Raw genomic sequence first — 24490 nt, 5'->3', positions numbered from 1 at the left:
GGGTGGATCGTTAAGTTCCGTTCCTGGTGATTTGGTGGTGGCGCCTGTTGAGCGAGAGGCCGATACTGACCAAGGGCCTGGAGACCAAGGCCGCCGCGGGTTCGGTCCACGAGGTCATGTCGCGGTCGGACGCCAAGTCCGACCTCCGGCTCTCCGCCACGGAGTGCACCGGCACGGTCGACCTGAAGGACATGGGCACCTTCGAAGTCATCCGCAAGGGCAACGACGTCTGGGTCAAGGTCGACTCCAAGTTCGCCTCCTGGGCCAAGAAGGACGGCGCCGCCACCATCAAGGCCGCCCAGTGGATGCACGGCTCGCCGACCGCCTCGCTCACGAAGGCGCTCGTCAGCTACTGCCACGTCGAGCAGTTCGGCCGGCAGGAGAAGAGCACGCTCAAGCTGACGAAGGGTGACACCGCGGAGGTGGCGGGACAGCCCGTCGCCACGGTCGTCGCCAAGGGCACGGACCCGAGCAAGAAGGCGACGTACAGCATCGCGACCACGGGCAAGCCCTACCTGCTGCAGCAGGAGATGCCGTACAGCAACGGGACCGGCATGCAGACCATCACGTGGTCCGACTTCGGCACGTCCGTCGGCGCGAAGGCCCCGACCGGCAAGATCGTGACCGCTCCGAACATCTGATCCTGGCGGCAGGCCCGGGCGGTCCAACCGCCCGGGCCTGTTCCATGGCCTCGTGACGCTCAGCCGGATTCGCTCACACCGATCGCCGCGGTGGGACACATCGCCGCCGCCTCGCGCACGGCAGCGTGGTGTTCGGGGCCGGGTTCGGGGGTCAGGAGGGTCACGATGCCGTCCTCGTCCCGTTGGTCGAAGACCTCCGGCGCGGACAGGACGCAGGCGCCGGCGCCGCAGCACTTGTCCTGGTCGACGGTGAGGTTCATGGTCCGTCTCCTCTACGGGGCTGTGGGGTTGCGGGTCACCAGCTGACCGGGACTTCGCTCAGGCCACCCACGAGGAGGCCCTCAGTCTTGCGGAGTTCGGCGGCGGGGACGGCGAGGCGCAGGGTGGGGACGCGGGACAGCAGGACCTCCAGGACGACCTGGAGTTCGGTGCGGGCCAGTGCCTGGCCGAGGCAGGAGTGCGGTCCCACGCCGAAGGTGAGGTGGGGGTTCGGGGTCCGGGCGAGGTCCATGCCGTCGGCGCCGGTGAAGGCGCGCTCGTCGCGGTTGGCGGCCGGCATGCTGCACACGACCGTGCTGCCAGCCGGGACGACCTGTCCGCCGACCTCGGCATCCTCGCCGAGGTAACGGCGCAGCCCGAAGCCGAGGTTGCTGTCGAAGCGCAGGGACTCCTCGACGGCGGTGCGCACCAGGGACGGATCGGCCAGCAGGCTCTCCCAGCGGCTGCGGTCGTCGAGCAGCAGCGAGACCATCTTGCCGATCGAGTTGGCGGTGGTCTCGTGGCCGGCGACGAGCAGTCCCATGCCGGTGGACACGAGTTCGTCGTCGCTCAGGCCGCCGCCTTCGCTCTCGCTCCCCGCGCCGCCCGCTTCTTCGCTCTGCGTGATGAGGACGCTGAGGAGGTCGTCGGCGGGTTCGGCGCGCTTGGTGGCGATGTGCGCGGACATGTAGGCGACGAACTCCGCCTGGGCGGTGCGGATTTCGTCGGCGCTGTAGCGGGTGACGCTGAGAAAGCTGTCGGACCAGCCGGAGAAGCGGTCCCGGTCCTCCGCGGGGACGCCGAGGAGGTCGCAGATGACGTAGACGGGGAACGGGAAGCCGAGGCTCGCCCGCAGGTCGGCGGGGGCGCCGGCGGCGAGCATGGTGTCCACGAGGCCCTCGGCGAGGCGGATCATGGCGGGGCGCAGGGCGGTCATCCGCTTGGCGGTGAAGTATCGGCCCACCTGGCGGCGCCAACGCTGGTGCGGTTCGCCGCGGTTGGGGGTCGCGATGGCGGAGCTGCCGGTGGCGGCGGCTCCCCCGGCGCCTTCGGGTGCCATGCGGGCGGCGTTGTCCTGCTCGGTGGGGCGGACGAACCGGGGGTCGGAGAGCAGGCCCCGGACGTCGTCGTACCGGGTCAGATAGACGGCCGTGTCACCGCTGGGCAGCGTGGCGCGGGCGACGGGGCACCGCGCGCGCAGCTCCTCCCATACGGCGGGCGGCTCGAGCGGGGTGTCGCCCGACAGCGGCAGGCTGACGGGCGGTTGGGCGTAGGCGTGTTCGGCCTGGTCGGTCATGGTGCGTCTCCTCGTGGGGTGGAGGCACGGCAGCGGTCCACGGTGGCGAGAGGACCTGCACAATGCACCATTCAACAAAAGTGCATCATGCACCGTCTGTGCATGATGCACTCTCTATGTATGACGCACAACCGTCCCACTCCCGGGCGCCTCCGCGCCGTGGCCGCGTCGCGCCGGCCCCGAGGAATCAGGCGCCGCTGACCGGTGCGAGGCGCAGGAACGCGGTGTCGGGGGCGTCCTGGAGCAGGGCGTGGTGGAGGGTGCGGGTCTCCGGTGAGGGCACGGTGCCGAGTTCGTCGGCGAGGCGGGCGTCGAGCTCGCGGTAGGCCTTGAGCGCGTCATTGCGCCGGCCGGCGGCGTACAGGGATCGCATCAACTGGGCGTGCAGCCCCTCGTGGTAGGGGTTGCGGTCGGCCAGGGTGGTGGCACGGCACACGGCCTGGTTCTTCTTGCCGGTGCGCAGGAAGGTGTCGACCAGGATCTCCTCGCCGTGCAGCCTCGCCTCGTCCAGGAAGCGGGCCAGCGGGCGCAGTTGAGGGCCCTTCAGGACATCTTCGAGGATGTCCCCCTGGCACATCGACAGGGCCCGCGTGAGCGTGACCTCGGCCTCCTCGTGGTCTCCGCGCGCGGCGGCACCCTCGCCCTGCTCAAGGAGGGCCCGGAACTCGGCTCCGTCCCAGCAGGATGCGGGGAGGTGCAGGGTGTAGCTCCCGGCGTCGGTGGTGAGCAGGGACGCGGCGACGGTCTCGGCAGACAGGCCGAGTTCCTTGGCGAAGAGCCGCCGCAGGGCGCTGATGTAGGTCTGCAGGGCGGTCTTCGCCGTGCGCGGCACCTCGTTGGGCCACAGTTCGGACGTCAGCGCGGTGGTGGTCACCCTCCGGCCGACGTTCATCAGGAGCAGGCAGAGGACCTGGCGCTGCTTCGCCGCGGTCGGTGCGGCCTCACGGCCGTGCACGGTCATCGAGAGCGGGCCCAGAACGCGGAAGCGCAGGGCCTCGGTGTCGACGATCGGTCTGGTATCGGAAGCGTGGTGCTCAGTCACTGCGGTCACTGCAGTCCCCCTCAGGAGCCGTACCGGGCAGCGCTCCGCCCTCGGAGACAGAGCGCTGCCCGGATGCCTTTTGTGCACACGGTGGCGGCGTGTGCACAGAAAACATAATAGCCGTTCTCATGTTGTACGCCGAGTGAGTACCCCCTCACACGAGCCACTGTTTACGACTCCTTGACGATTCAGCCGTTCATGCCGGGGAGCAGGATTCCGTCACGGTCGCGAACGTGCGCCACGAGAGCGGGATCGTCGCCCACACAGCCCGGCAGCCCGGCCGCCGCCAGCATCGGCAGATCGGAAGCGTGGTCCCCGTAGGCGGCGGCCTGTTCGGCGGGGACGTCGAGTTCGGCGAGCAACCGCTGCACGGCCCGCCCCTTCTCCTCCGCGATCAGGGGCCTGGCAAGGCGGCCGGTGTACTTTCCCCGGCTCACTTCGGGCGTGCTGCAGATCAACCGGTCCGCACCGAGCAGACGCGCGGCCGGCTCGAGTGCGGGGGCGAACGAACCGGAGACGAGGACGATGCGTGCGCCGTGCCCCTGGTGCGTTTGCAATTGCGTGACTCCGGGAGCGTGCAGGACCCCGCGCTCCAACTCCTCGGCGAACCAGGCGCGCCCCTGGGCGAAGACGTCCGTGAGGGACTGCCCGGCGTAGAGCCGGTAGTACTCGCGGTTCGTCTGCGCCCGGGGGACTCCGGCGGCCGAGCGCCGGCGCAGGGTCTGGGCGGCCTCGTCGTAGGCCGTGTCCGGCAGGCCGCGGGCGCGCAGGTGGAACCTCAGGAACCGGAACATGCTCTTGACGGTCAGCAGGGTCTCGTCGACGTCGAAGAAGGCGACCCGGATGTGGCCGACGTCCCGGGTCCGTGCGGTGTCCGTGGGCGCGGTCACTTGGCGTTCTCGCAGCCGGGGTCCTCCGCGGGCTCGGAGAAGTCGGCGCCCTCCGGCAGGACATCGGTGATGTACAGGACCACGGGCTCGCTGCCGCGGTTGGTCCCGAAGTGCACCTCGTCGGGGCCGGTGGGCTCCACGAGCGCGTCGCCCGGTCCGAGGCTGCGCTCCGAGCAGTCGCTGCCGTTGATGCGCACCATGGTGCCGGAGTGGATGACGGCGATCTCCTCGCCGGTGTGGAAATGCCAACCGGTGCCGGCGCCCGGCGGGATGACGGCCTTGCGGTAGACGAGGTGCCGGGCGCCGTCCGCCTTGATGGTGAAGGGCTGTCCGGTGTCACCTTCGGAGAGTGTCTCGCTGGTGACGGGGTCACCCGCGGCGGTGGTCTGCGCGTACGCCACGCTGCCGGCGGTCACCAGCAGGGCTCCGGCAGCGGCGGCGACAAGCGCCTTGCGACCGCGGCGGATCGAGGGGAACGAGCGGTACGAGTACATGAGGGAAACTCCTGAGGCTGGGCGGGTGTTGGGGATTCGGGGGCTTCACGCCACTGCGGGGAACTGCACCCGGTCGAGGAACGCCCGGACGCTCCGCCCCGGGCTCTTGCGGCCCAAGTGCCCTGCGGCGACCGCGTCTTGGAGCAGCGCGGAGGGAGCGGGGCGCGCGTCGTCCGCCGAGCTCAACTGGTCGAGTACGGCCAGGGCGACATCGGCACCGACCGTCTCCAGGAGGCGTACGGGTCCCAGGGGCAGGCCCGTGACGCTCTTGGCCAGGGCGTCCAGCTGGGCCGGGTCGGAGCCGAAGCACCGCACCTGTTCGAGGACGTCGTCGAGGTAGGGGAAGAGGAGCGCGTTCACCAGGAAGCCGGGGCGGTCCGCGCAGCGCACGGGGACCTTGCCGATTCTCTCAACGAGGCGCCGGGCGCGGTCGGTCGTCCGGTCCGATGTGGTGTCGGCGGGGACGAGTTCGACCAGGTTCATGTGGCGTACCGGGTTGAAGAAGTGCAGTCCCACAACGTGCTCGGGACGGCCGGAAGCGGCGGCGAGTTCGTGGACGGACAGGCTGGACGTGGTGGTGGCCAGAAGCGTTCCGGCGGGGCAGATCCCTCCGATGCGGGCGAAGAGTTCACTCTTGGCCGTCGGGTCCTCGACCACCGCCTCGATGACGACCCGCGCGTCCGCGAGTACGTTCTCCTCGCAGCCGGCTCCGAGAAGCGCGGCCGCGGTGGCGAGTTCGTCGCCCGCGAGGGTCTGCTCCAGGGCGAATGTCACGCTCTCCTGGGCCCGTTGGGCGGAGCTCCTGGAGCGTGCCAACAGGTCGATGGGGTGTCCGGAGCGGACCAGGGCCTCGGCGATGCCGCACGCCATGGTTCCCGAGCCGACGACCACGACGCGTTCGCGGTCGGTGCCGACCTCCGCGCTGTGCGCGGCCGTCCGCGTCGCGGGGGCGGCGCCCGGCAGTCGCGCTGCGGGCAGTGTGGAGGCAGGGGCCCAGCGGGGCCCGCGCGTCTGCGCCACGGCGGCCAGTGCCTGACGCGCCGTCTGGGGCCCCAGCTCGGCGACCAGTTGAAGCGGGCCCGTGCGCCAACCGCAGCCGAGGCGCATCGCGGTGTCGATGGATTCGGCGTCGGCTCGGCCCTCCTGCAGTAGCTGCATGGCGCGGTCGAGCAGGCGCAGGAACGGGGCCGTGCTGTGCCCGCCCGCGGTGTCCGTCACGAGGTGCGGGGTGATGCCCGCGGCCCGCAGGGTCTCGGTAAGAAGACCCCGGGACGCCTGTGCGGTGTGCGGTGAGGCGGTCAGTTCCGCGGCCTTCATCAGGTCGGGGCGGGGCACGCGCAGAATCATCAGGTCCTCGGCGCCCGGAACGTTCAGGTCCCCGAGCGCAGGGCCCAGGCAGGCGACGGCGAGCACGGAACCGGCGGCCCGGTGGGCGGCGACTCGAGCCAACAGCTGGCGCAGGGCGGCCGGTTGCTCGCCTGCGGCCAGGATGACGACGTCGGCCCGTGCCAGGTCGTCGAGGTTCCCGCTGCGGCGCGGTGATCCGTTGTCGTGCCGCGTCCGCGGTGGGGTGTCCGCGTCGGGCGTGACCAGGGTCGTGTGCGCTCCGCCGGTGTGCAGGGCGTGGGCGAGGGCTGCGGCTGTCGCGGTGGTGCCGACGACGGCGGCACGGCGTGCGGTGGGCATGGGCCGGCCTCCTCAGTAGCGGCTGCCGACGGCGGCGGGCACCGCGTCGAGCAGGGCGAGGTCGTCGCTGTCCAGTGCCAGGTCACCGGCTTCGAGGTTCTCCTTCAGATAGCCGGGGTTCTTGGTGCCCGGCACGGGGATGACGTGCGGCCCCTGGGCAAGCGTCCAGGCCAGGGCCACCTGGGCGGGCGTGGCGCCGTTGCGGCCTGCGACCTGGCGCGTGGCCTCGACGATGCGCAGGTTGGCCTCGTGGGCCAGTCCCGCGAAGCGGGGGCTGGTGGCCCTGAAGTCACCCTGCTCGTACGAGTCGGGGGTGTAGGCGCCGGTGAGGAAACCGCGGCCGAGCGGGGCGTAGGGCACGAAGGCGGCCCCGTGGTCGGCGCACCAGCGCAGCGTTCCGGTGTGCGGGTCGAGGGGGTCGCGGGTCCACAGGGACAGCTCCGACTGGACGGCCGCCACCGGGTGGACGGCGTGCGCGCGGCCGGCCTCGGCGGCGGTGACCTCGCTCAGGCCGAGGGCGCGCAGCTTCCCCTCGGCGACGAGCAGGGAGAGTTCGCCCCAGCTGTCCTCCAGGGGCACCGCGGTGTCGATGCGGTGGAGGTAGTACAGGTCGATCGCCTCCACCCCCAGCCGTGTCAGGGACGCCTCGACGGCGGCCCGCAGGTGGGCGGGGCTGCCGTCGCGGTGCATGTCACGGCGGGCCAGATCGTCCACGACCAGGCCGCCCTTGGTGGCCAGGACGGTGCCATCGCCGCGGCCGCGCAGGGCGGCGCCGACGAGCCGTTCGTTGTGGCCGTCGCCGTACACGTCGGCGGTGTCGATCAGGCGCACCCCGGCGTCCAGGGCGGCGTGGATGACCTGGGTGGAGCGCAGGTCGTCGCGCTGGGACTCGGCGTAGCCCCAGCTCATTCCCATACAGCCGAGGCCGATGTCGGTGGTGCGGCGGCCCGCGGCGTCGAGGAGGGGGTGTGCGGTCGGTGTGGTGCCCATGGTGGTTTCGCTTCCGTGTGGGGGTGTGGTTCGTGGGACGGGTGCGGCGGGAACCGCTCGGACGGTCCCCGCCGCGATGCGCTCGGGCGGCCAGACGGTCAGGCAGTCAGGCGGCCTTGAGTACGAGGGCGGCGTTGTGGCCCCCGAAGCCGAGCGAGGTGCTCATCGCGAGTTCCATGCGGGCCGGGCGGGCCTGCCCGGTGACCACGTCGATGTCCACCTCGGGGTCGAGCCGCTCCACGTTCGCCGTGGGCGGCACGGTCTGGTGGTGCAGCGCGAGGGCGGTGTAGGCGGCTTCGATGGCGCCCGCGGCGGCCAGGGTGTGTCCGGTGACGCCCTTGGTGGAGGCGACGGCGGGGCCGGTGCCGAAGATCTTGCGCAGCGCGCGGGCCTCGGTGCTGTCGTTGAGCGGGGTGGACGTGCCGTGCGCGTTGACGTGCCCGATCTCGTCGGGCAGCGCGCCGGCGTCGCGCAGGGCGTCCTGTGCGGCACGGATGAGGCCCTGTCCCTCGGGGTGGGGCTGGGTGGCGTGGTGGGCGTCGCTGGAGGCGCCGAAGCCGACCAGGTCCGCGTAGGCGGACGCGCCTCGGGCGCGGGCGTGGCCGGGTCCTTCGAGCACCAGGACGGCGGCGCCTTCGCCGGGTACGAATCCGTCGCGGTGGGCGCAGAAGGGGCGCGAGGCCCGCTGCGGGTCCTCGCGGCGTTCGGAGAGCGCGCCCATGCGGGACAGGCCCGTCACGGTGGCGGGCGTGAGCGCGGCCTCGGTGCCACCGGCGAGCACGATGTCGCACTGGCCCGAGGCGAGCAGGGAACGGCCCACACCAAGGGCCGTGGCACCGGAGGCGCAGGCGGTCGCGGTGACCAGGCTCGGGCCGAGGATGCCGAGGTCCATCGCCACGTATCCGGCGACCATGTTGACCATGGACTTCGGCACGGTGAGCGCGGAGACGTCGTCGGGCCCGTCGTCGTAGAAACGACGGGTCTGTTCTTCCATGGTGTGCGTGCCGCCCAAGGAGTTGCCCAGGACGATGCCGACCCTGGCCCCGTCCCAGGTACGGGTGTCCAGGCCGGCGTCCTTGACGGCCTGGCGGGCGGCGACCATGGCGAACCTGGTGAAGGGGTCGAGCCGCCAGGCGGTGCGCCGGCCCAGGAGGGCATCGGCGTCGAAGCCGGGGACCCGGCAGGAGAAGTCGGTGGTCAGTCCGGCCAGTTGCGGGTCGTGGGCCGCGGCGGAGCGGCCGGCGGCGACGGCCGACCAGTTGTCCTCGAGGCCGATACCGGCCGGGGTGACCAGGCCTATGCCGGTGATGGAGGCCGCGGCGCTCACGCGGCCTCCTTGGACGCGATGACTTCGACGGCCGTCTCGAGGGTGTGGCTGGGCTTCAACTCGCCCTCCAGGAGCACGATCCCCATGTCCTTGCGCAGGATCAGACCGAGCTCGACCAGGACGAGGGAGTCGATGTCCAACTCGTCGAAGGTGACGCCGGAACGCAGCTCCTCCTCGGGCAGGCCGAAGTGCTCGGCGATCAGGGAGGCGACGCGGTCGGTGAGGGCGGCGGTGGTGTTGGCGGTGGTGGCGGTCATGACAGGTTCTCCTTGTCGTCGGTTCTGTCGGTTCTTTCGGTGAAGTGCGCGCCTTCTTCGGTGAAGTGCGCGCCCTCGGGTTCAGGCACGTCGGCCGCGAGGTCGAGGCGGGGCCAGGTCAAGGTGGCGGAGCCCCAGGTGACTCCCCCGCCGAAGCCGGTCAGGGCCACCCGGTGGCCCGGTCGCAGGTCCCCGTCGGCGGCGGCGTCGGCCAGGGCGAGCGGGATGGAGGCCGCCACGGTGTTGCCGACCTCGTCGAGGTTGGTGACGACCTGCCGCTCCTCCAGGTCGAGTTGGCTGCCCACGGCACGCAGGATCCGCAGGTTTGCCTGGTGGGCGACGAGCCGGTCGAGTTCTGCGCTCTCCCAGCCGGTGCGGTCGAGGACGGTGCGCACCGAGTCGCTCATGTGCACGACGGCCTCGGTGAACACGGCGCGGCCCTGCATGGTGAAGTACCGGTTCCAGTCCGCCTCGTTGCCGGTACGCGTGGAGCGTTCGCGCGCGCCTCCGCCGGGGACGGTGATCAGCTCGTGTCCCGCGCCGTCGCTGTGCAGGTCGAAGGCGAGCAGGGCGCCGGGTTCGGTGTCCTCGCCTGCGCGCAGCACCACGGCGCCCGCGCCGTCGCCGAAGATGGCGCGGGTGGTGCGGTCGGCCGGGTCGAGGATGGTCGAGAAGGTGTCCGCCCCGATCACGAGGGCGCTGCGCGCGCAGCCGGCGACGATCATCGAAGCGGCCGTGGCCAGTGCGTAGATGAAGCCGGTGCACACGGCGGCCACGTCGAAGGCGGCGACGGTGCCGAGCCCGAGCCGGTGGGCGACCTGGGGTGCGGTGGCCGGGCACGGTTGGTCGGGCGTGCTGGTGGCCAGGACCACCAGGTCGACCTGCGGGCCGGGGGCGCCGGTGTCCGCGGCGGTCCGTCGTGCCGACTCCAGGGCCCTGCGGCCGGCTTCGGCGGCGAGGTCCGACGTGGCGAGGCCCGGTCCCGCGATACGGCGCCGGGCGATGCCGGTGCGGGTGCGGATCCACTCGTCCGAGGTGTCCAGGTCCCGCGCGAGCTGGTCGTTGTCCACGACCGTGGGCGGCACCCACGCGCTGAGGCCGCACAGGACCGCAGCCCTGCTCACTGGATGTCTCCTTCGATGTCTCCTCGGGTGTCTCCATGTGACGCGGCGGCCGCGACGCCCATTTCGGTGACGCTCTCGGTGCCCGCCCTGCCGCTGTCCGGACGCGGCCCGATGACGGCGCGGGTCTCGCGCAGGGCGGTGCGTACGGCGACGGGTTCGGCTTCGGTCAGGGCCGCGATGTGTCCGTCCGGGCGGACCACGGCCGCCAGGGGCCGGTTGCCGAGCAGGGGCGCGAAGCCGGGGCGGGCGGAGATGTCCTGCACCGGAACGGTGGGCGGCAGCCCGGCGCGTACGGCGTCGGCCTGCCGTATCCAGGCGCCGTCCTGGCGCGTTCCAGCCCACAGCAGGACGGAAGGGCGGGCCGCGTCGACGACCGGCCAACCGCCGCGCTCGGTGGCGGGCGCCGGTGTCTCCCGGCCGCGCGGGTGCCGGCTGAAGACGGGCAGCCGGTCTCCGGCGCGCACCTTGCGGGTCACTCCCGGCAGGGTGTCGCGCAGGGATTCGGCGGGCCGGTAGGTGACGTCGTGCTGCGCCATCAGCGGCGCCCCGAAGCGCTGCAGCAGGCCGGAGCGCTGGGCGAGGCGCACGGCGCCGTCGCGGACGGCGATCTGACGCCTGCGGCGGAAGAGGCCCCAGCTGGTCTGCTTGGCGGTGGTGAGGACGACGCGCTCCGCGGCCAGCCGGCGTTCGGTGTCGTAGGTGTCGAGGATGCCCGGCTCCAGGGTGCCGTCGATGACTCCGGCCAGCTTCCAGCCGAGGTTCACGGCGTCCTGAATGCCGGTGTTCATGCCCTGGGCACCGGCGGCGCTGAAGATGTGCCCGGCGTCGCCCGCGAGGAAGACGCGGCCCTCGCGCAGGGTCTCGGCCACCCGGCGCCGGGCGCGGAAGATGGTGGTCCAGTCGAGCGTGCCGATGACGCCGGGGCGTGGGGCCCGCTCGTCCATCACCTGCTGGAACAGGGCCCGCGGCGGGGCGTCCTGGCGGTTCCAGCCGGGGACGCTGACGGCGAGGCGGAAGCGGCCTTCGCCGAAGGGCGCGAGGCCCAGGGCGCCGCTGCGGGTGTAGCAGTACAGCAGCTCGTTGTGGTGCAGGTCGCCGTCGATGGGGCCGTCGCCGATGGCGAAGAGCACGTCCTCGCCGGAGCCGAGGAACTCGATGCCGGCGAGGCGGCGCACGGTGCTGTGGGCGCCGTCGGCGCCGATCACCCAGGAGGCCTCGATGTGTTCGCTGCCCGAGGCGTCGGGCCACTCGACCTCGACGACGGGGCGGCGGTGGATGTTCTGGACCGCGGTGACGCGGCCCTGCTCGACCTTTCCGCCCAGCGCCTCCACCCGGGCGCGCACGACGTCCTCGGTACGGCTCTGCGGGATCACGGCGCCAAAGGGGAAGGGGGTCTCGGCCAGCCTGCTCATCTCGATGGAGCCGAGCAGGCGGCGCTGGGAGAAGTAGGTGACCGCGTCGAGGCGGTTGGCGGCCTCGGCGAGGGGTTCGGCGGCGCCGATCCGGTCGAGGAGTTCGAGGCTGCGCGGCCACACCACGATGGCGCGCGAGTGCAGCGAGGAGCCGGGCGGGGTGCCGTCGATGATGCGTACCGGGACGTCGCGGCTGAGGAGTTCGGCGGCGAGCACGAGCCCCACGGGGCCGGCTCCGACGATGACGACGGGCGCGCCGGGCGGGGCCTGTTCCAGCAGGCTGTCGGACGGGGTGGGTGCGGACATGAAGTGGCCTTTCACGACGGGTCGGTCTGTTCGGTGGGGCGCTGCACGACGAGCGCGCTCCAGGTGAAGCCGGCTCCGGCGCTGAGCACGACGGCGTACTCGCCCGGGAGGAGCCCTTGCGGGTGGGTGGGGTCGGACAGGGCAGCCAGGTTCGACAGGGCGTCCCCGGCGCCGAGGTGTCCGGTGCCCGCGCCCAGGTCCACGGCCGGGGCGCCGGTCACTTCGGCGACGGCCTTGCCGTAGATGTCGCGTGCCGTGGCCGCGCCCAGGCGGGGCAGCAGGACGCAGCGCGGGCCGCTGTCGGTGCACGCCCCCGGCCGGTCGGCGGCCTGGGCGAGGGCGGCGGCGAGCACGTCGGTGGTGCAGCGCCGCAGCCGGGCCACGAAGGCGTCCCGGCCCGTGCCGCTCAGGTAGGCCTTCTTGGTGCGGCGTACGTCGACGGGCCCGAGTTCGCCCGCGGCGGCATGGAAGCGGTCGCGGCCGCGGTGCACGACTTCCAGGTCGGGCTGGGCGCGGGTGACCAGGGCGCGCAGTTGCAGGGACCGTTCCGGTGGGCCCGTTCCGGCGGCGCGGCCCAGGACGGCGGCGGTGGCGCCGTCGCCGTACCAGACCCCGTAGTCGCCCGCCCAGCGGTCGAAGCCAGGGGCGACGAAGCGGTCCGCGGTGGTGACCAGGGCGCAGGCGGATGGTGCGGTGACGGCGAGGCGGGCGACGGCCGCTTCGAGGGCGGCCGCGCCCCCGTTGCACATCTGCTGGATGCCGACGGGGACGGCGTGCCGGGCGCCCAGGCGCGTGGCGACGTAGTGGGCCGGGGACCAGAAGTCGTGGCCCTGGTAGTAGGTCCAGGCGTGGTGGACGGAGCCCAGCCGCGCGGGATCCACCTGGGCGCGCTCCAGGGCCGCGAGTCCGGCTTCGGCCGCCATCTGCGGTGCGGACAGGTCCTCCGAGCACGGCAGGTAGGAGTACCCCATGGCCGCGATCTCCTCGGCGGTGACCTGCCCCAGGCGCAGCGCGTCCTGGGGGGTCCGGGAGGTGGCCGGGAGCCACTCGGCGGCGGCGATCCAGGTGCCGCGAGGGATGTCGATCACGGCTGCCTCCTCTGGGGTGCGGCGCGGGCGGTGGTGGTGTGCAGCACGCCGCGGGCGCACAGGGCTCCGTCCTGGAGGAACTCGACGTGGTGCGTGGTCAGTCGGGGCAGTGCGGAAACCGCCAGGGCGTCGTCCCCGGCGTAGGGGCCGCTGTGCCGCACATGGGCGCTCAGCGGCGCGTCCAGCTCTGCGTAGCGGCTGAAGGAGAAGTCGAAGCCGGCCACGGTGGTGTGGGCCGCGGATGTGCCGTGCAGCTCGGCCCCGGTGAACAGGCACAGTTGCCGGGCGGCCTCCATCAGGACCATGCCGGGCACGTGGTCCTGGGCGTGGTCGAACATGCTGCGGTTGTCCAGCGGGGCGCACACGCGCGCCGAAGTGCCCTGCCCGTCCACGGTGATGTCGTCGAGGACGACGTTGTGGCGGTCGGTGCGCCCGACCCAGTGCGGGGCAAGGGAGCTGGTGGTGCGGGGCAGCGCGTCGAAGTCGGGCAGGGGCCTGCCCCGGCCGCTCTCGCGCACGGCGGCGTACACGTCGGAGGGGATGTAGCCGACCTCGATGCGGACCTGTCCTACGTGGTGGTCCCACACCCCCACGTCGGCGGCGAAGGTGAGACGGCGCGGGGAGCCCGCGGGGCCCTGGGCGCCGGATGTCGTCACCGCCACCGAGACCTCCGCGGGACGTTGGGTGTCGGGGGCGGTCAGCAGGCCCGGCAGCGCCATGGTCCAGCGGCGCAGCAGGAATTGGCGGTCCTCGCCCACGCCGGCGACCGCGTGCCCGCCCCAGGTCTCGGCCTGCCGCACGCACTCGAGGAGGAGCAGCGGGTCGGGGCAGTCGAGGCGGGTGAGGTGGTCGCCGTAGTACGGGTGTTTCCAGGGCAGTTGGGCCGCGGCGCGGTAGCCGCCGTCGTCGGTGTGGTGCACATCGGTGAGGAAGACCTCGGACAGCGCCCAGCGGTGCAGGATACGGCGGTCGACGGTGCGGGTGAAGGACAGCTCCGCCTGTTCGCCTCGGTGCGGGGCCGACGGTGCGGACAGGGTCGGGGGCACGGGATTTCCTTTCGTCGGTACGGGCGGTCAGGCGGACCGGGGCAGCGGGGAACGCCAGGGGCGCGGTTGCGGTGGTCCGGAGAAAGTCCGCGGTGTTTCGAATTCCTCGGAGAGCCCCATCGACGCCCGAATTCTCGCGGCGTGGGAATTCCTCAACCCGGCCCGCGCCACCCGTTCCGTGTGATTCATGTGTCCCTCCCGATGGGGCCGAGTCCGTTGCTCGGCCGGCACCAGGAGTCTCACTGGGGCGCACCAAAGAATCACTAAAGCCGCCGAATACGGGGCGGGACGAAAATGCGCTTTAGCGATCCTTGAGCACTGCTTTAGAAAGCGCTCGTGAACATGTTAGGGCGACCGCCGAACGAAGGAGCAGGGAAAAAGAAGATGGCTGCAAATGAAGCGTCTCCGGCAGCGCGCACGGCCGCGCTGTTTCCGGGGCAGGGGGTGCAGCGTCCGGGCCTGGGCGCCCCCTGGTCCACCGGCCGCGCCTGGGAGTTGGTCGAGGAGGTCTCGCAGGCGGCGGAGCTGGACGTGGCACGGCTGCTGCTGGAGGCCGACGCGGCCCACCTGGCCCGCACGGACCGGGCCCAACTCGCCGTATTCACCGCCTCGTTGCTCTCGTGGCGGGCCCTGGAGGACGTCACGGACTTCGCTCCGGGCTCGTATGTTCACGCCGGGCACAGCCTGGGCGAGTACACGGCCCTCGTCGCGGCGGGCGCCCTGAGCGTGTACGACGGCGCCCGACTCGTGGCGGCGAGGGGCCGGGCCATGGCGCGGGCCGCAGGGTCGGAGCCGGGTGCCATGGCGGCCGTGACTGCCGGGCAGGAGGCGACGGAGGCGCTGGTCGCCGAGGTGCGGGTGGATCACCCGGCGCTGTGGCTCGCCAACTTCAACGGCCCACGGCAGACCGTGGTGGCCGGGGCGCCCGACGCGGTGGAGGCGCTGCGGCGGCGCGCCGAGGACCTCGGTGGAGCCTGTACCCGGCTCGCCGTCTCCGCGGCCTGCCACACCCCCTTGATGGGTGCGGCCGCCGAGGAGCTCGCCCAGGCCCTGGAGTCGGTCGAGTTCGCCCCGGTGCACGCGCCGGTGGTGGCCAACGTGGACGCGGCCGTGCACACGCGGGGCGCCGACTGGCCGGCCCTGTGTCTCGCGCAGTTGACCGGCCCGGTGCACTGGCACGGCGTGCTCGGCACGCTGCGCGACGCCGCCGGGTGCACGCAACTCCTCGACGTCGGCCCCGGCCGCACGATGGCCGGCCTCGCACGGCGCGCCGTCCCCGAACTCGCCGTCCAGCGCGCGGACCAACTGCTCCCCTCCCCCGTCTGACCCGGCGCGCGACCACGCCTTTCCCGTACCCGCGCAAGCACGCAATCCCCTTACAAACATGAGGAGTTACCCACCATGCATGTGCACACCTCCCGCTTCGCCGACAAGACCGTCCTGATCACCGGCGGCGGTTCCGGCATGGGCCTGGCCGCGGCCCGCCGCTTCCTCGACGAAGGGGCGCGGGTCGCCCTGGTCGGCCGCAACGCCGAGCGCCTGGAGAAGGCGGCGGTCGAACTGGACGCCGGGCAGCGGGTGTTGACCGTGTCCGCCGACATCTCCACGGCCTCCGGCGCCGATGCGGTGGCCGATGCCGTCCGCGAGCGCTTCGGCACCTTGGACGCGGTCTTCGCCAACGCCGGCGTCGGCGTCTTCAAGCGCCTGGGCGACTTCACCGAACAGGACGTCGAGGACGTGCTTTCCGCCAACGTCAAGGGCGTCTTCTTCACCGTTCAGCGCGCTCTGCCGCTGCTCAACGAGGGCGCCGCGGTGGTCATCAACGCTTCGTGGACCCACCACCGCGGACTGGCCATCGGCTCGCTGTACGCCGCTTCCAAGGCCGCCGCGGGCAACCTCGCCAAGACCTTGGCCGCCGACCTGGCGCCGCACGGTGTCCGCGTCAACGCCATCAGCCCCGGCTACATCGACACGGACATGTACCGCGAGTCGGTGCCCACTGAAGAGGGCCGTGAGGCGGCGCGCCGCGACGTGGTGTGCGGCCGCATCGGCACACCGGAGGAAGTGGCCTCCGTGGTCGCCTTCCTGGCCTCCTCCGACGCCGCCTACGTCAACGGGGTCGACCTGCTGGTCGACGGCGGCCTGTCCATGTCCATCCCGGCCTGAACCGGACCTCGAACCCCTTGGAGACGATCGTGCGTACACGACGCAGCATCGACACCCACGTCGATATCGACGCGCCGGCCCAGGCCGTGTGGGAAGCCGTCACCGACCTGGACCGCTACCGCGACTGGAACCCCTTCATCATCGACGCAAGCGGGCGCATCGAGGCCGGGGCCCGGCTCCACCTGCGCATGCAGCGGCCCATGAAGGCCGAGGAGGAGACCCACACTCCCATCGTGACCGCCCTGCACGAGGGCCGGCTGCTGCAGTGGTCGGGGATCATCAAGCACCCCGCGTTCTTCCGCGCCCGCCACTCCTTCGTCCTGGAGGAGCGCGACGGGGGTGTCCGGCTGCGCCAGCTCGAGGAGTTCGGCGGGCTGAGCATGCCGCTGGCCGGCGCGATGGTGTGGCGTATCGAGCAGGGCTTCATGCTGATGAACGCCGCCCTCAAGCTGCGCGCCGAGTCCCTGGTGGCCGCCTCGTGAGCATGGGACGTTCCCGCGCCGCGTGGGTGCTCGTCGCGGTCCTGCTGGCGCTGTTGGTGCTGCCGACCTCGGTGACGGGCTCCGGAGTCGCCCTGCCGCACATCGCCCGCGACACCGACGCCTCGCTGGCCAGCCTGCAGTGGGTCGTGCACTCCTACAACCTCACCTTCTCCAGCTTCATGCTGGCCTGCGGTTCCCTCGCCGACGCCTGGGGGCGCCGGCGCCTGTTCACCGCCGGGGCGGTGCTCTTCACCGCCTCCAGCGCCCTGAGCGCGCTGGTCAGCGACATCACCGTCCTCAACGCGTCCCGTGCGCTGGCAGGCATCGGCGCCGCCGCCCTGCTCACCAGCGGCAGCGCGATCCTCTCGGCCACCTTCACCGGCGCCGCCCGTACGCGCGCCTTCGCCGCGGTCGGGATCGTGACCGGTGCGGGGCTCGCGCTGGGCGCCATGGCCGCGGGAGTGCTGGCGGACTCGCTGGGCTGGCGGTCCTTCTTCGGCATGCACGCGATCCTGATGGCACTGGTGGCCTGCGCGATCCCTGCGATGAGCGGGGCGCGGCCCCAACAGGGCACGCGGGTCGACTGGTTGGGCACTGTGCTGTTCGTGACCGCCCTGTTCGCGCTGATGATGGGTGTGGCCGAGGGCCCGCAGTGGGGCTGGTCGAGCCCCGCCGTGCTCTCCCTGCTGGTCGGCAGCGTCGTGCTGTTCGCCGTCTTCGGCGCCGTCGAGAAGCGGGTGAGCGCACCGATGCTGGACCTGGCGCTGCTGCGCAACGCCCGCTTCATGGGCCTGTGTCTGGTCCCGGTCGCGGCGACCTTCGCCTTCGTGATCCTGCTGCCCCTGCTGCCGAACTATCTGGTCGTGGCCGACGGGATCTCCAGCCAGGCGGCGGGCACGCTCATGCTGCTGATGACTCTGCCCATCCTGCCCACCCCGATGCTGGCCGCCCGGCTGCAGCGCTGGGGCATGTCGACCCGGGCCGTCCTCGGGCTGAGCGTGCTGCTGCTCACGGCCGGTGTGGCCTGGCTGGCCCTCGCCCTGCACCCGGGTGCCGGAGCCGCGGACCTCGCCGCACCGCTGATCATCCTCGGTGTGGGCCTCGGACTGAACTTCGGCCTGGTCGACGGCGCCGTCCTCGACGTCGTCGAACCCCAATCGGTGGGCACCGCCGCCGGGTTCCTCAACACCCTGCGCCTGGGCAGCGAGGCCGTGGCCATCGCCGCAGCCGGCGCCGCCCTCGTCGGACTGCTCACCGGGCGCCTCGCCGACGACAGCCGGACCGCCGGGTCCGCCGCGTCCGCCGGGGAGATCGCCAACACCGCCGCGGCGGGCGAGCGCGAGGGGCTGGCGCGCCTGGCCCCGTCCGGCACCGGTGAGAGCTTCCAGCAGCTGGTGGCCCAGGAGCTGACCGGTGCCTGGCAGACCGTCCTGCTCGTCAGCGCCGCGCTGTGCGCCGTCATCGGCGTGGCGGTGTGGAAGCTGCTCGCGCCGCGACGGCCGGACAGCGCGGAGGTTCCTGCGGAGCAGACAGCGCGGGTGAAGGAGGCCGAGCATGCCTGAGACACCTCAGCGGGGCGTGCCTGAGACACCTCGGCCGGGCGTGCCCGGGGCACCTCGGCCGGGCGTGTCCGGGTCAACTCCGCGGCGCTCCGGGGCCGTTCTGGCCACCACGTTGGTCGCCCTGTTCCTGGTGCCCTTCACCCTGACCGGTGCCTCGGTGGCGCTGAGCGACATCGCCCGGCAGCTCGACGTCGGCTTGTCGGACACCCAGTGGGTGGTGAACGCCTACAGTGCCACCTTCGCGGCGTTCATGCTGGTCACCGGCGCTTGGGCGGACCGCTTCGGCGCCCGGCGCGTCTTCGCCGCGGGTGTGGCGCTCTTCGCGGCCTGCGGCCTGCTGGCCGCAACTGCCGGGAACATCTGGCTCCTTGACGCGGCCCGACTGCTCGCCGGCATCGGCGCCGCCGCCACCACGACCGGTGCGAGCGCGGTGCTGGCGGGGGCGTTCACCGGCCGCTCACGGGCCCGCGTCTTCGGCCTGTTCGGCACCACCATCGGCGTCGGACTCGCCTTCGGTCCGACGGTCGCCTCCCAGCTCGTCGACGGCTTCGGCTGGCGGGCGGCCTTCGCCCTGCCGGGCCTGGTCGGCGCGGTGTGCCTGCTGGGCGTCCCGCTGCTGCCGCGCCCCGCCGCGCCGCAGGGCACGGCCCGGCAGGGCGAACCGGCCGGCGCAACCTGCTTCACCGTGGGACTGTTGGCGCTGGTCTTCACGCTCGTGGAGGGCCCGCTGCTCGGCTGGACGTCCCCGCTGGTGTGGGCGTCCGCGGCGATCACCACCGCGGCGCTGGCACTCTTCGTACGGTGCGAGCGGACGGCCGCGCACCCCCTGCTGGACCTGCGGCACGTGGGCACCGGCCGGTTCGCGGCGCTGTGCCTGGCGGTGGCCGCGGTGGTCGGGCTCTTCGCCCCGCTGCTCACCTACTTGCCGACCTACTTCACGCGCGCCGTGGGCATGACCCCCGCCACGGCCGGTTGGGCGATGCTGGCGCTGACCGCCCCGCTGCTCGTACTGCCGCTGTTGTGCGGCTACTTGGTGCGCTGGATCCCGGCCCGGGTGCAGGTGGTGGCCTCGCTGGTGCTGGTGGCGGCGGGCGCGGCATGGATGGCGACCGGCGCGTCCCTGCTGCCCGCCCTGCTGGTCGCCGGGTGCGGTGTGGCCATCGCCCAGGGGCTGCTCGACGGCCAGGCCGTGGACGCCGTACCGGTCGAGCACGCGGGCGCGGCGTCCGGCGCCTTCAACACCGCCAAGCTCACCGCCGAAACGGTGGGGATCGCCGCGGTCGGCGCCGTTCTCGCGCAGACCACGCGGGGCACGCTCACCGGCCCCGGTCTGGCCGACGGCCTGCACTCCGTGCTCTGGTGCTTCGCCGCACTGTGCCTGGCCTCCGCCGCGGCGATCGCGGCGCTCCTGCGACGGCCGCGGGCGAACACCACGGACGTGCCGTCCGATCGGAGCCGGGAGGCCGTGCACGAGCCGGCGTGACCCGCGCGGGGGAGGTCGCGCACGAACGGCCTGACCAGCGCCGGGGAGGTCGTACACGAGCCGACCTGCCCCGCCCCGGAAGGTCACGCACGAACCGGCCCGACCCGCGCCGCAAGGTCACACACGAACCGGCCCGACCCGCCCCGGGGAGACCGCGCACGAACCGGCCCGACCCGCACCGGGAGGTCGTGCACAACCCGGCCTCACCCGCCCCGCCCCCGCCTTACCTGCCAGTTCCGTACGAGTTCCGTACGCACCATCACCGCCCCCAGACCAGACCTCGCGAGGTACAACGCATGCGCGCCATCACCATCCCCCGCTTCGGCGGCCCGGAAGTCCTCACCCTCACCGACGCCCCGCAGCCCACCCCCGGCCCCAGGGACGTCTCCATCGACGTCGCCTGGACCGGCGTCAACTACGCCGAGATCCTCTTCCGTTCCGGCGTCGTCGACCTCGAACTGCCCTACGTTCCGGGCATCGAGGTGGCCGGCACCGTCCGGGCCGTGGGCGCGGACGTCACCGGCCTGCGCCCCGGCCAGCAGGTGGCCGCGCTGACCATGCTGCGCGGCGGGGGCTACGGTCAGGTCGCCGTCACCGACGCCCGCCTGGTCTGCCCGCTGCCCGCAGGCGCCGACCTCAAGCTGGCGGCCGCCACCCCCTCCAACACCACCACCGCCTTCCTGGTCCTGGAGCGCACGGCCCGGCTCCAGAAGGGCGAGTCCGTCCTGGTGCACGCCGCCGCCGGCGGTGTCGGCAGCCAGCTCGGGCAGGTCGCCCGCCTGCTCGGCGCCTCTCAGGTGGTCGGCACTGTCGGGAGCCCCGAGAAGATCGAGCACGCCAAGGCCCTGGGCTACGACCATGTGCTGCTGCGCGACGAACTGCCCGCGGCGGCCGCGGACATCACCGAAGGGCGCGGCTTCGACATCGCCGTCGACCCGGTCGGCGGGGTCGCGCGCACCCAGAGCATGCAGGCCCTCGGCATCGGCGGCCGGCTCGTGGCAATGGGCAACGCGTCGGGTGCCGACGACGTGCCCTTCGGCGCCAACGACCTGTGGATGAGCGGCAAGGCCGTCCTCGGCTTCAACCTCGCCGCCCTGGCCGCCGAGGCACCTCAGGAGATCACCGGCGCGCTGCGGCGCGCGCTCAATGCCGTACTCGACGGCAGCGTCACGGTGCCCATCAGCCGCACCTTCGCCCACGACGAGGCGGCCGAGGCACACCGGCACATCGCCTCCGGCCTCAGCACCGGCAAGACCGTCCTCGCCATCGGCGCCTGAGCTTCCCGACCTCCCCGACCTCCCCCGGCAAGGAGACACCCACAGTGCGCACCACCACGCTCGGCCGCACCGGAATCACGGTCAGCCGCCTGGCCCTCGGCACGATGATGCTGGGCTCATGGGGCAACCCCGACCACGACGAGGCCACCCGGCTCGTGCACGCCGCCCTCGACGCGGGCATCAACCTCATCGACACCGCGGACATGTACTCCAACGGTGAGGCCGAGACCATCCTCGGCCACGCCCTCAAGGGTTGTCGCGACCACGTCGTGCTCGCGACCAAGGCGCACTTCCCGATGGGCGATGACCCCAACCAGCGCGGAAACTCCCGCCGTTGGATCCGCCAGGCCGTCGAGGGCAGCCTGCGCCGCCTGCGGACCGACCGTATCGACCTCTACCAGATCCACCGGCCCGACCCGCACACCGACATCGACGAGACCCTCTCGGTCCTGTCCGATCTGGTCCGGGAGGGCAAGGTGATGGCCATCGGCAGCTCCGACTTCCCCGCCGAGCAGCTGGTGGAGGCGCGCTGGACCGCCGAGCGCCGCGGCCACATCCCCTTCCGCACCGAGCAGCCGCCGTACTCGATCTTCCTTCGGGGTGCCGAGCGCGCCGTGCTGCCCACCGCCCAGCGGCACGGGCTCGGTGTCCTGACATGGTCCCCGCTCAACAGCGGGTGGCTCACGGGGCGTTTCCGCGCCGGTGAGGAGCTGAGCCTGTCGGGCTTCCGCCAGGACATGATCCGGTACAAGTTCGACCAGGAGTCACCCGGCAACCGCCGCAAACTCGAGCTGGTCGAGGACCTGCTCAAGCTGGCCGGGGAGGCGGGGGTGCCGCTGGCGCACCTCGCCCTGGCCTTCGCCCTGTCCCACCCCGCCGTGGACAGCGCCATCATCGGCCCGCGCACCCTGGCCCAGTTGGAGGACCTGTTGGGCGCGGCCGAACTCGACCTGCCCGACGACGTGCTCGACCGCATCGACGAGCTGGTCCCGCCGGGCACCGACCTCAACCCCGCCGACGCCGACTACGTACCGCCGCAGCTGTCCGACGCACGCCTTCGGCGCCGCTGACGGCCGCACCGAACGCCCGCCCCCCGTCCGGCCGTTGTCCGTCCCTCGTCAGGTCGTTACCCGCCCCCCCGTCAGGTACGGGCAACGACCGGACGTACGAGGTCAGTTGGCCGGCACCGTCGCCCACAGCCGTCCCGCGGCGACGGCCTCGTCGATCCCGCTCAGCAGCGCCTCGTCGACTCCGTCCAGGTGCGACACCAGGTACTCGACGCCGGCCTCGCGCATCAACTGCGCCTGGTGGCTGTGCGGGAAGGTGCTGGGGTAGCCCACGAAGGGTGCCCCTTCCGCCCGGGCCACCTCGCCCACCTTGGCCACGTCGTCGATGAAGACCACCTCGCCCTGCGTCAGGCCGAGGATGCCCGGTATCTCCGCCACACCGGGACGGAAGTCATTGGTGCAGATGTAGCCGGGGTCGTCGAACAGCTCGGCGTCGGCACCGAGCGAGGCGCGGAAGTGGTCGGCCCCGAGCCCGCCGTAGCACACCGTCCGCAGCCCAAGCGACCGCAGCCTGCTGACCAGTTCGGGCGCTCCAGGGCTCAACTCGACCGGGTTCTGCGCCAGATACTCGTCCCGCTCGCGGAAGTACGTCTCCAGCGCCTCGGGCCCCGTCATCTCCTGCGGGACCGAGCGGGCCATGGCCCAACCCGCCTCCGCCCGCCGCTGGGAGAAGATCGAGCGCTCGGTCTCCGCCGTGTACTCGCCTCCCCTTGAGGTGATGAAGCGGTGGATGACCGGACTGAAGGTGTCCGTCAGCATGACGCCGTCGATGTTGACGGCCACCGCCTTCAGCCTCTGGAACGTGCTCACGGTTTCGGTTCCTCTCGTGGGGTGCGCAGGGCGGGGTCGACCCGCTCCACGCTGACTTCGAGGCGCTTGATGGCTTCGGTGGACGCGATTCCGGGCAGGGTGAGCCGCCACATGTCGAGGACCCGCTCGGGCAGATCCGCGCGGCCCGTCTCGACCTGGGCGTAGGTCTGCAGCCCGGTACACGCGCCGACCAGGAACTTCGCCACCGCCTCCGGCTCCGCCCCCGCTCGCAGTTCGCCGGCTCCGCGCGCCTCCTCCAGGCACTCCTGCATGATGGTGCGCCACGTCGAATAGGGCGTCACATCGCGCATGCCGAAGGTCGCCTGCTCGTCCGTCAGCCGGACACCGGCACGCAGCAGTGGGTCACGCTGGAGTTGGAACGACCAGGTCAGCAGCAGGTCGACCAGCTTCTGCAGCCCTTTGGCGTCGTCCGGGATGACCAGCGCCTCCGGCTGCGCGTTCATCACCGCCTGCGCCAGGCCCTGCTTGGAGCCGAAGTGGAAGTACAGGGCGCCCGCCGTGAGATCCGTCCGCTGGAGGATCTTGGCGATCCCGGCGCCCGTGTACCCGTACTCGTCGAACACCTCTGCCGCCGCTAGCAGCAGAATCCTGCGCGTCGCGAGCGCCCGCTCCTGCTGACCCTTTGCCATCTTCAGCCCCTTTGCCGGTTGACAAAAAATAATACACGCTATGTTCTACGGTCAGACATCCGATGGGCCGCCGCACCGGCTTGGATGCGAACTCCGCCCATCCCGAGATGAAGGCCGTTGATGAGCACCGTCACCACGAACGTCGACTCAGCAAGACAGCCCCAGCCGGCCAGGCCGGTCCCCAAGGAGCTGGTCCACAAGCACCATGCTTGTCAGGTCCTGCTCAAAGATTGGCGGAGGAACGCGGACGGAACGTTCTCGATACCCGTCGACTGGCAGCGCGCCACCGACTCGTTCGCGCCCCTCTTCGGACACATCAGCCCTGCCTTACTGGTGGAGACCGTCCGCCAGAGCTTCCCGCTGCTCGCCCACGTGGGCCACGAAGTGCCGCTCGGTCACCACCTGTTGTGGGACGAGTTCCGCTACACGTGCACACCGTCCGCCCTGCGCGCCGTCACGCAGCGTGCACCTCAGGACGTCGAGTTGCACGTGACCTGCACGGAGGCGCAGTACCGGGGCAAGCGCGCCTCCTTCCTGGCCTTCGACATCGACGTACTGGCCGACGGGGTCCCGCTGGCCCGTGCCCACTCGCGCTTCCCCGTGCTGGCACCGGCCATCTACCGACGGATCCGCCCCGACGCGGGTGACGGCCGACAGGCCATGGCCCGGGCCGTCCCACTGCCCCCGCCGCTCCCCCATCAGCCGCTGGGCGTCGCGGAGTTCCACGACGTGGCCCTCTCCCCCACCGACCGGCCCCAGGAGTGGCTGCTGCGCGTCGACGTGCACCACCCGTTCTACTTCGACCACCCCGTGGACCACGCCCCCGGCACCCTGCTGCTGGAAGCCGCGCGCCAGGCCGCGCAGGAGCTCCACCCCGGTCTCACGGTGATCCCGGCGGGCCAGCAGGCCCTCTTCTCGCGCTACGTGGAGCTCGACGAGCCGTGCGTCGTGACGGCCGAGACCGCCGGCGAGGACGACGCCGGCCGCCCCGTGACGCACGTGCGCATGATGCAGAGCGGCCAGGAGTGCTTCCGTTCCTCGCTCACCCTCGCCCTCGCCGGCGCACAGCAGCGCTGAACCGCCGCGAACGGCCCTGCACCCTCGTCCCGGAACTTCCCGAACTTCCCGGAACTTC

Annotated in this window: 24 protein-coding genes; 9 read left to right on the top strand and 15 right to left on the bottom strand. The window is 72.3% G+C overall.

The window, feature by feature from the left end:
* The first annotated feature begins 47 nt into the window (after window positions 1–47).
* Entirely contained in the window at window positions 48–641 is a 594-nt protein-coding gene (locus ACYSUO_RS06810; protein ID WP_461775092.1) for a hypothetical protein, read from the top strand.
* Window positions 642–700: 59 nt separating this feature from the next.
* Here ACYSUO_RS06810 and ACYSUO_RS06805 read toward each other — a convergent pair whose 3' ends face one another.
* From ACYSUO_RS06805 to ACYSUO_RS06745, 13 genes are all read right to left on the bottom strand, one after another.
* Window positions 701–901, bottom strand: coding sequence for a ferredoxin (locus tag ACYSUO_RS06805; RefSeq protein ID WP_461775091.1), 201 nt, complete (start codon window positions 899–901; stop codon window positions 701–703).
* Between the two features lie 35 nt (window positions 902–936).
* Complete coding sequence (locus ACYSUO_RS06800) at window positions 937–2196, bottom strand: cytochrome P450 (protein ID WP_461775090.1); 1260 nt, start codon at window positions 2194–2196, stop codon at window positions 937–939.
* Between the two features lie 187 nt (window positions 2197–2383).
* On the bottom strand, window positions 2384–3247 hold the full coding sequence (locus ACYSUO_RS06795; RefSeq protein ID WP_461775089.1) for an AfsR/SARP family transcriptional regulator: 864 nt from the start codon (window positions 3245–3247) through the stop codon (window positions 2384–2386).
* Window positions 3248–3426: 179 nt separating this feature from the next.
* Window positions 3427–4128: an HAD family hydrolase gene (locus ACYSUO_RS06790; protein WP_461775088.1), complete on the bottom strand. Its 702-nt coding sequence runs from the start codon at window positions 4126–4128 to the stop codon at window positions 3427–3429.
* On the bottom strand, window positions 4125–4622 hold the full coding sequence (locus ACYSUO_RS06785) for a cupin domain-containing protein (RefSeq protein ID WP_461775087.1): 498 nt from the start codon (window positions 4620–4622) through the stop codon (window positions 4125–4127). The genes ACYSUO_RS06790 and ACYSUO_RS06785 overlap by 4 nt, the downstream gene beginning before the upstream one ends.
* A gap of 45 nt (window positions 4623–4667) precedes the next feature.
* Entirely contained in the window at window positions 4668–6308 is a 1641-nt protein-coding gene (locus tag ACYSUO_RS06780; RefSeq protein ID WP_461775086.1) for a 3-hydroxyacyl-CoA dehydrogenase NAD-binding domain-containing protein, read from the bottom strand.
* A gap of 12 nt (window positions 6309–6320) precedes the next feature.
* Complete coding sequence (locus ACYSUO_RS06775; protein WP_461775085.1) at window positions 6321–7298, bottom strand: aldo/keto reductase; 978 nt, start codon at window positions 7296–7298, stop codon at window positions 6321–6323.
* 106 nt (window positions 7299–7404) lie between these two features.
* Window positions 7405–8625 (bottom strand): beta-ketoacyl-[acyl-carrier-protein] synthase family protein, encoded by a 1221-nt coding sequence (locus ACYSUO_RS06770; protein ID WP_461775084.1) that lies wholly within the window; start codon window positions 8623–8625, stop codon window positions 7405–7407.
* Window positions 8622–8882, bottom strand: coding sequence for an acyl carrier protein (locus tag ACYSUO_RS06765; protein WP_461775083.1), 261 nt, complete (start codon window positions 8880–8882; stop codon window positions 8622–8624). The genes ACYSUO_RS06770 and ACYSUO_RS06765 overlap by 4 nt, the downstream gene beginning before the upstream one ends.
* Complete coding sequence (locus ACYSUO_RS06760) at window positions 8879–10006, bottom strand: beta-ketoacyl-ACP synthase III (RefSeq protein ID WP_461775082.1); 1128 nt, start codon at window positions 10004–10006, stop codon at window positions 8879–8881. The genes ACYSUO_RS06765 and ACYSUO_RS06760 overlap by 4 nt, the downstream gene beginning before the upstream one ends.
* Window positions 10003–11724 (bottom strand): FAD-dependent oxidoreductase, encoded by a 1722-nt coding sequence (locus ACYSUO_RS06755; RefSeq protein ID WP_461775081.1) that lies wholly within the window; start codon window positions 11722–11724, stop codon window positions 10003–10005. The genes ACYSUO_RS06760 and ACYSUO_RS06755 overlap by 4 nt, the downstream gene beginning before the upstream one ends.
* An 11-nt stretch (window positions 11725–11735) precedes the next feature.
* On the bottom strand, window positions 11736–12812 hold the full coding sequence (locus tag ACYSUO_RS06750; protein ID WP_461775080.1) for a beta-ketoacyl-[acyl-carrier-protein] synthase family protein: 1077 nt from the start codon (window positions 12810–12812) through the stop codon (window positions 11736–11738).
* The gene (locus ACYSUO_RS06745) at window positions 12809–13858 is read right to left on the bottom strand and encodes an AfsA-related hotdog domain-containing protein (protein WP_461775079.1); all 1050 of its coding nucleotides are present in this window, start codon (window positions 13856–13858) and stop codon (window positions 12809–12811) included. Before ACYSUO_RS06745 ends, ACYSUO_RS06750 begins: the two co-directional genes overlap by 4 nt.
* A 384-nt stretch (window positions 13859–14242) precedes the next feature.
* Between ACYSUO_RS06745 and ACYSUO_RS06740 the strand changes: the two genes are divergently transcribed.
* From ACYSUO_RS06740 to ACYSUO_RS06710, 7 genes are all read left to right on the top strand, one after another.
* The gene (locus ACYSUO_RS06740; RefSeq protein WP_461775078.1) at window positions 14243–15184 is read left to right on the top strand and encodes an ACP S-malonyltransferase; all 942 of its coding nucleotides are present in this window, start codon (window positions 14243–14245) and stop codon (window positions 15182–15184) included.
* Window positions 15185–15259: 75 nt separating this feature from the next.
* On the top strand, window positions 15260–16024 hold the full coding sequence (locus tag ACYSUO_RS06735; protein ID WP_461775077.1) for an SDR family oxidoreductase: 765 nt from the start codon (window positions 15260–15262) through the stop codon (window positions 16022–16024).
* 29 nt (window positions 16025–16053) lie between these two features.
* On the top strand, window positions 16054–16506 hold the full coding sequence (locus ACYSUO_RS06730) for an SRPBCC family protein (RefSeq protein ID WP_461775076.1): 453 nt from the start codon (window positions 16054–16056) through the stop codon (window positions 16504–16506).
* 2 nt (window positions 16507–16508) lie between these two features.
* Window positions 16509–18068, top strand: coding sequence for an MFS transporter (locus tag ACYSUO_RS06725; protein WP_461775075.1), 1560 nt, complete (start codon window positions 16509–16511; stop codon window positions 18066–18068).
* A complete protein-coding gene (locus tag ACYSUO_RS06720; protein ID WP_461775074.1) occupies window positions 18061–19551 on the top strand; it encodes an MFS transporter in 1491 nt (496 codons plus the stop codon). Before ACYSUO_RS06725 ends, ACYSUO_RS06720 begins: the two co-directional genes overlap by 8 nt.
* A 296-nt stretch (window positions 19552–19847) precedes the next feature.
* Complete coding sequence (locus ACYSUO_RS06715; protein WP_461775073.1) at window positions 19848–20828, top strand: quinone oxidoreductase family protein; 981 nt, start codon at window positions 19848–19850, stop codon at window positions 20826–20828.
* Between the two features lie 44 nt (window positions 20829–20872).
* Window positions 20873–21898, top strand: a complete 1026-nt coding sequence (locus ACYSUO_RS06710) for an aldo/keto reductase (protein ID WP_461775072.1) — start codon at window positions 20873–20875, stop codon at window positions 21896–21898.
* A gap of 102 nt (window positions 21899–22000) precedes the next feature.
* On the opposite strand, the gene ACYSUO_RS06705 is transcribed toward ACYSUO_RS06710, so the two are convergent.
* Both ACYSUO_RS06705 and ACYSUO_RS06700 read right to left on the bottom strand, forming a co-directional pair.
* Window positions 22001–22705 (bottom strand): HAD family hydrolase, encoded by a 705-nt coding sequence (locus ACYSUO_RS06705; RefSeq protein WP_461775071.1) that lies wholly within the window; start codon window positions 22703–22705, stop codon window positions 22001–22003.
* Entirely contained in the window at window positions 22702–23355 is a 654-nt protein-coding gene (locus ACYSUO_RS06700) for a ScbR family autoregulator-binding transcription factor (protein ID WP_461775070.1), read from the bottom strand. Before ACYSUO_RS06700 ends, ACYSUO_RS06705 begins: the two co-directional genes overlap by 4 nt.
* Window positions 23356–23475: 120 nt before the next feature.
* Between ACYSUO_RS06700 and ACYSUO_RS06695 the strand changes: the two genes are divergently transcribed.
* Window positions 23476–24432: a ScbA/BarX family gamma-butyrolactone biosynthesis protein gene (locus ACYSUO_RS06695; protein ID WP_461775069.1), complete on the top strand. Its 957-nt coding sequence runs from the start codon at window positions 23476–23478 to the stop codon at window positions 24430–24432.
* Window positions 24433–24490: the final 58 nt, after the last annotated feature.

This window comes from Streptomyces sp. UC4497, assembly GCF_054871485.1.
This window is presented reverse-complemented; position numbering and strand designations above follow the sequence as displayed.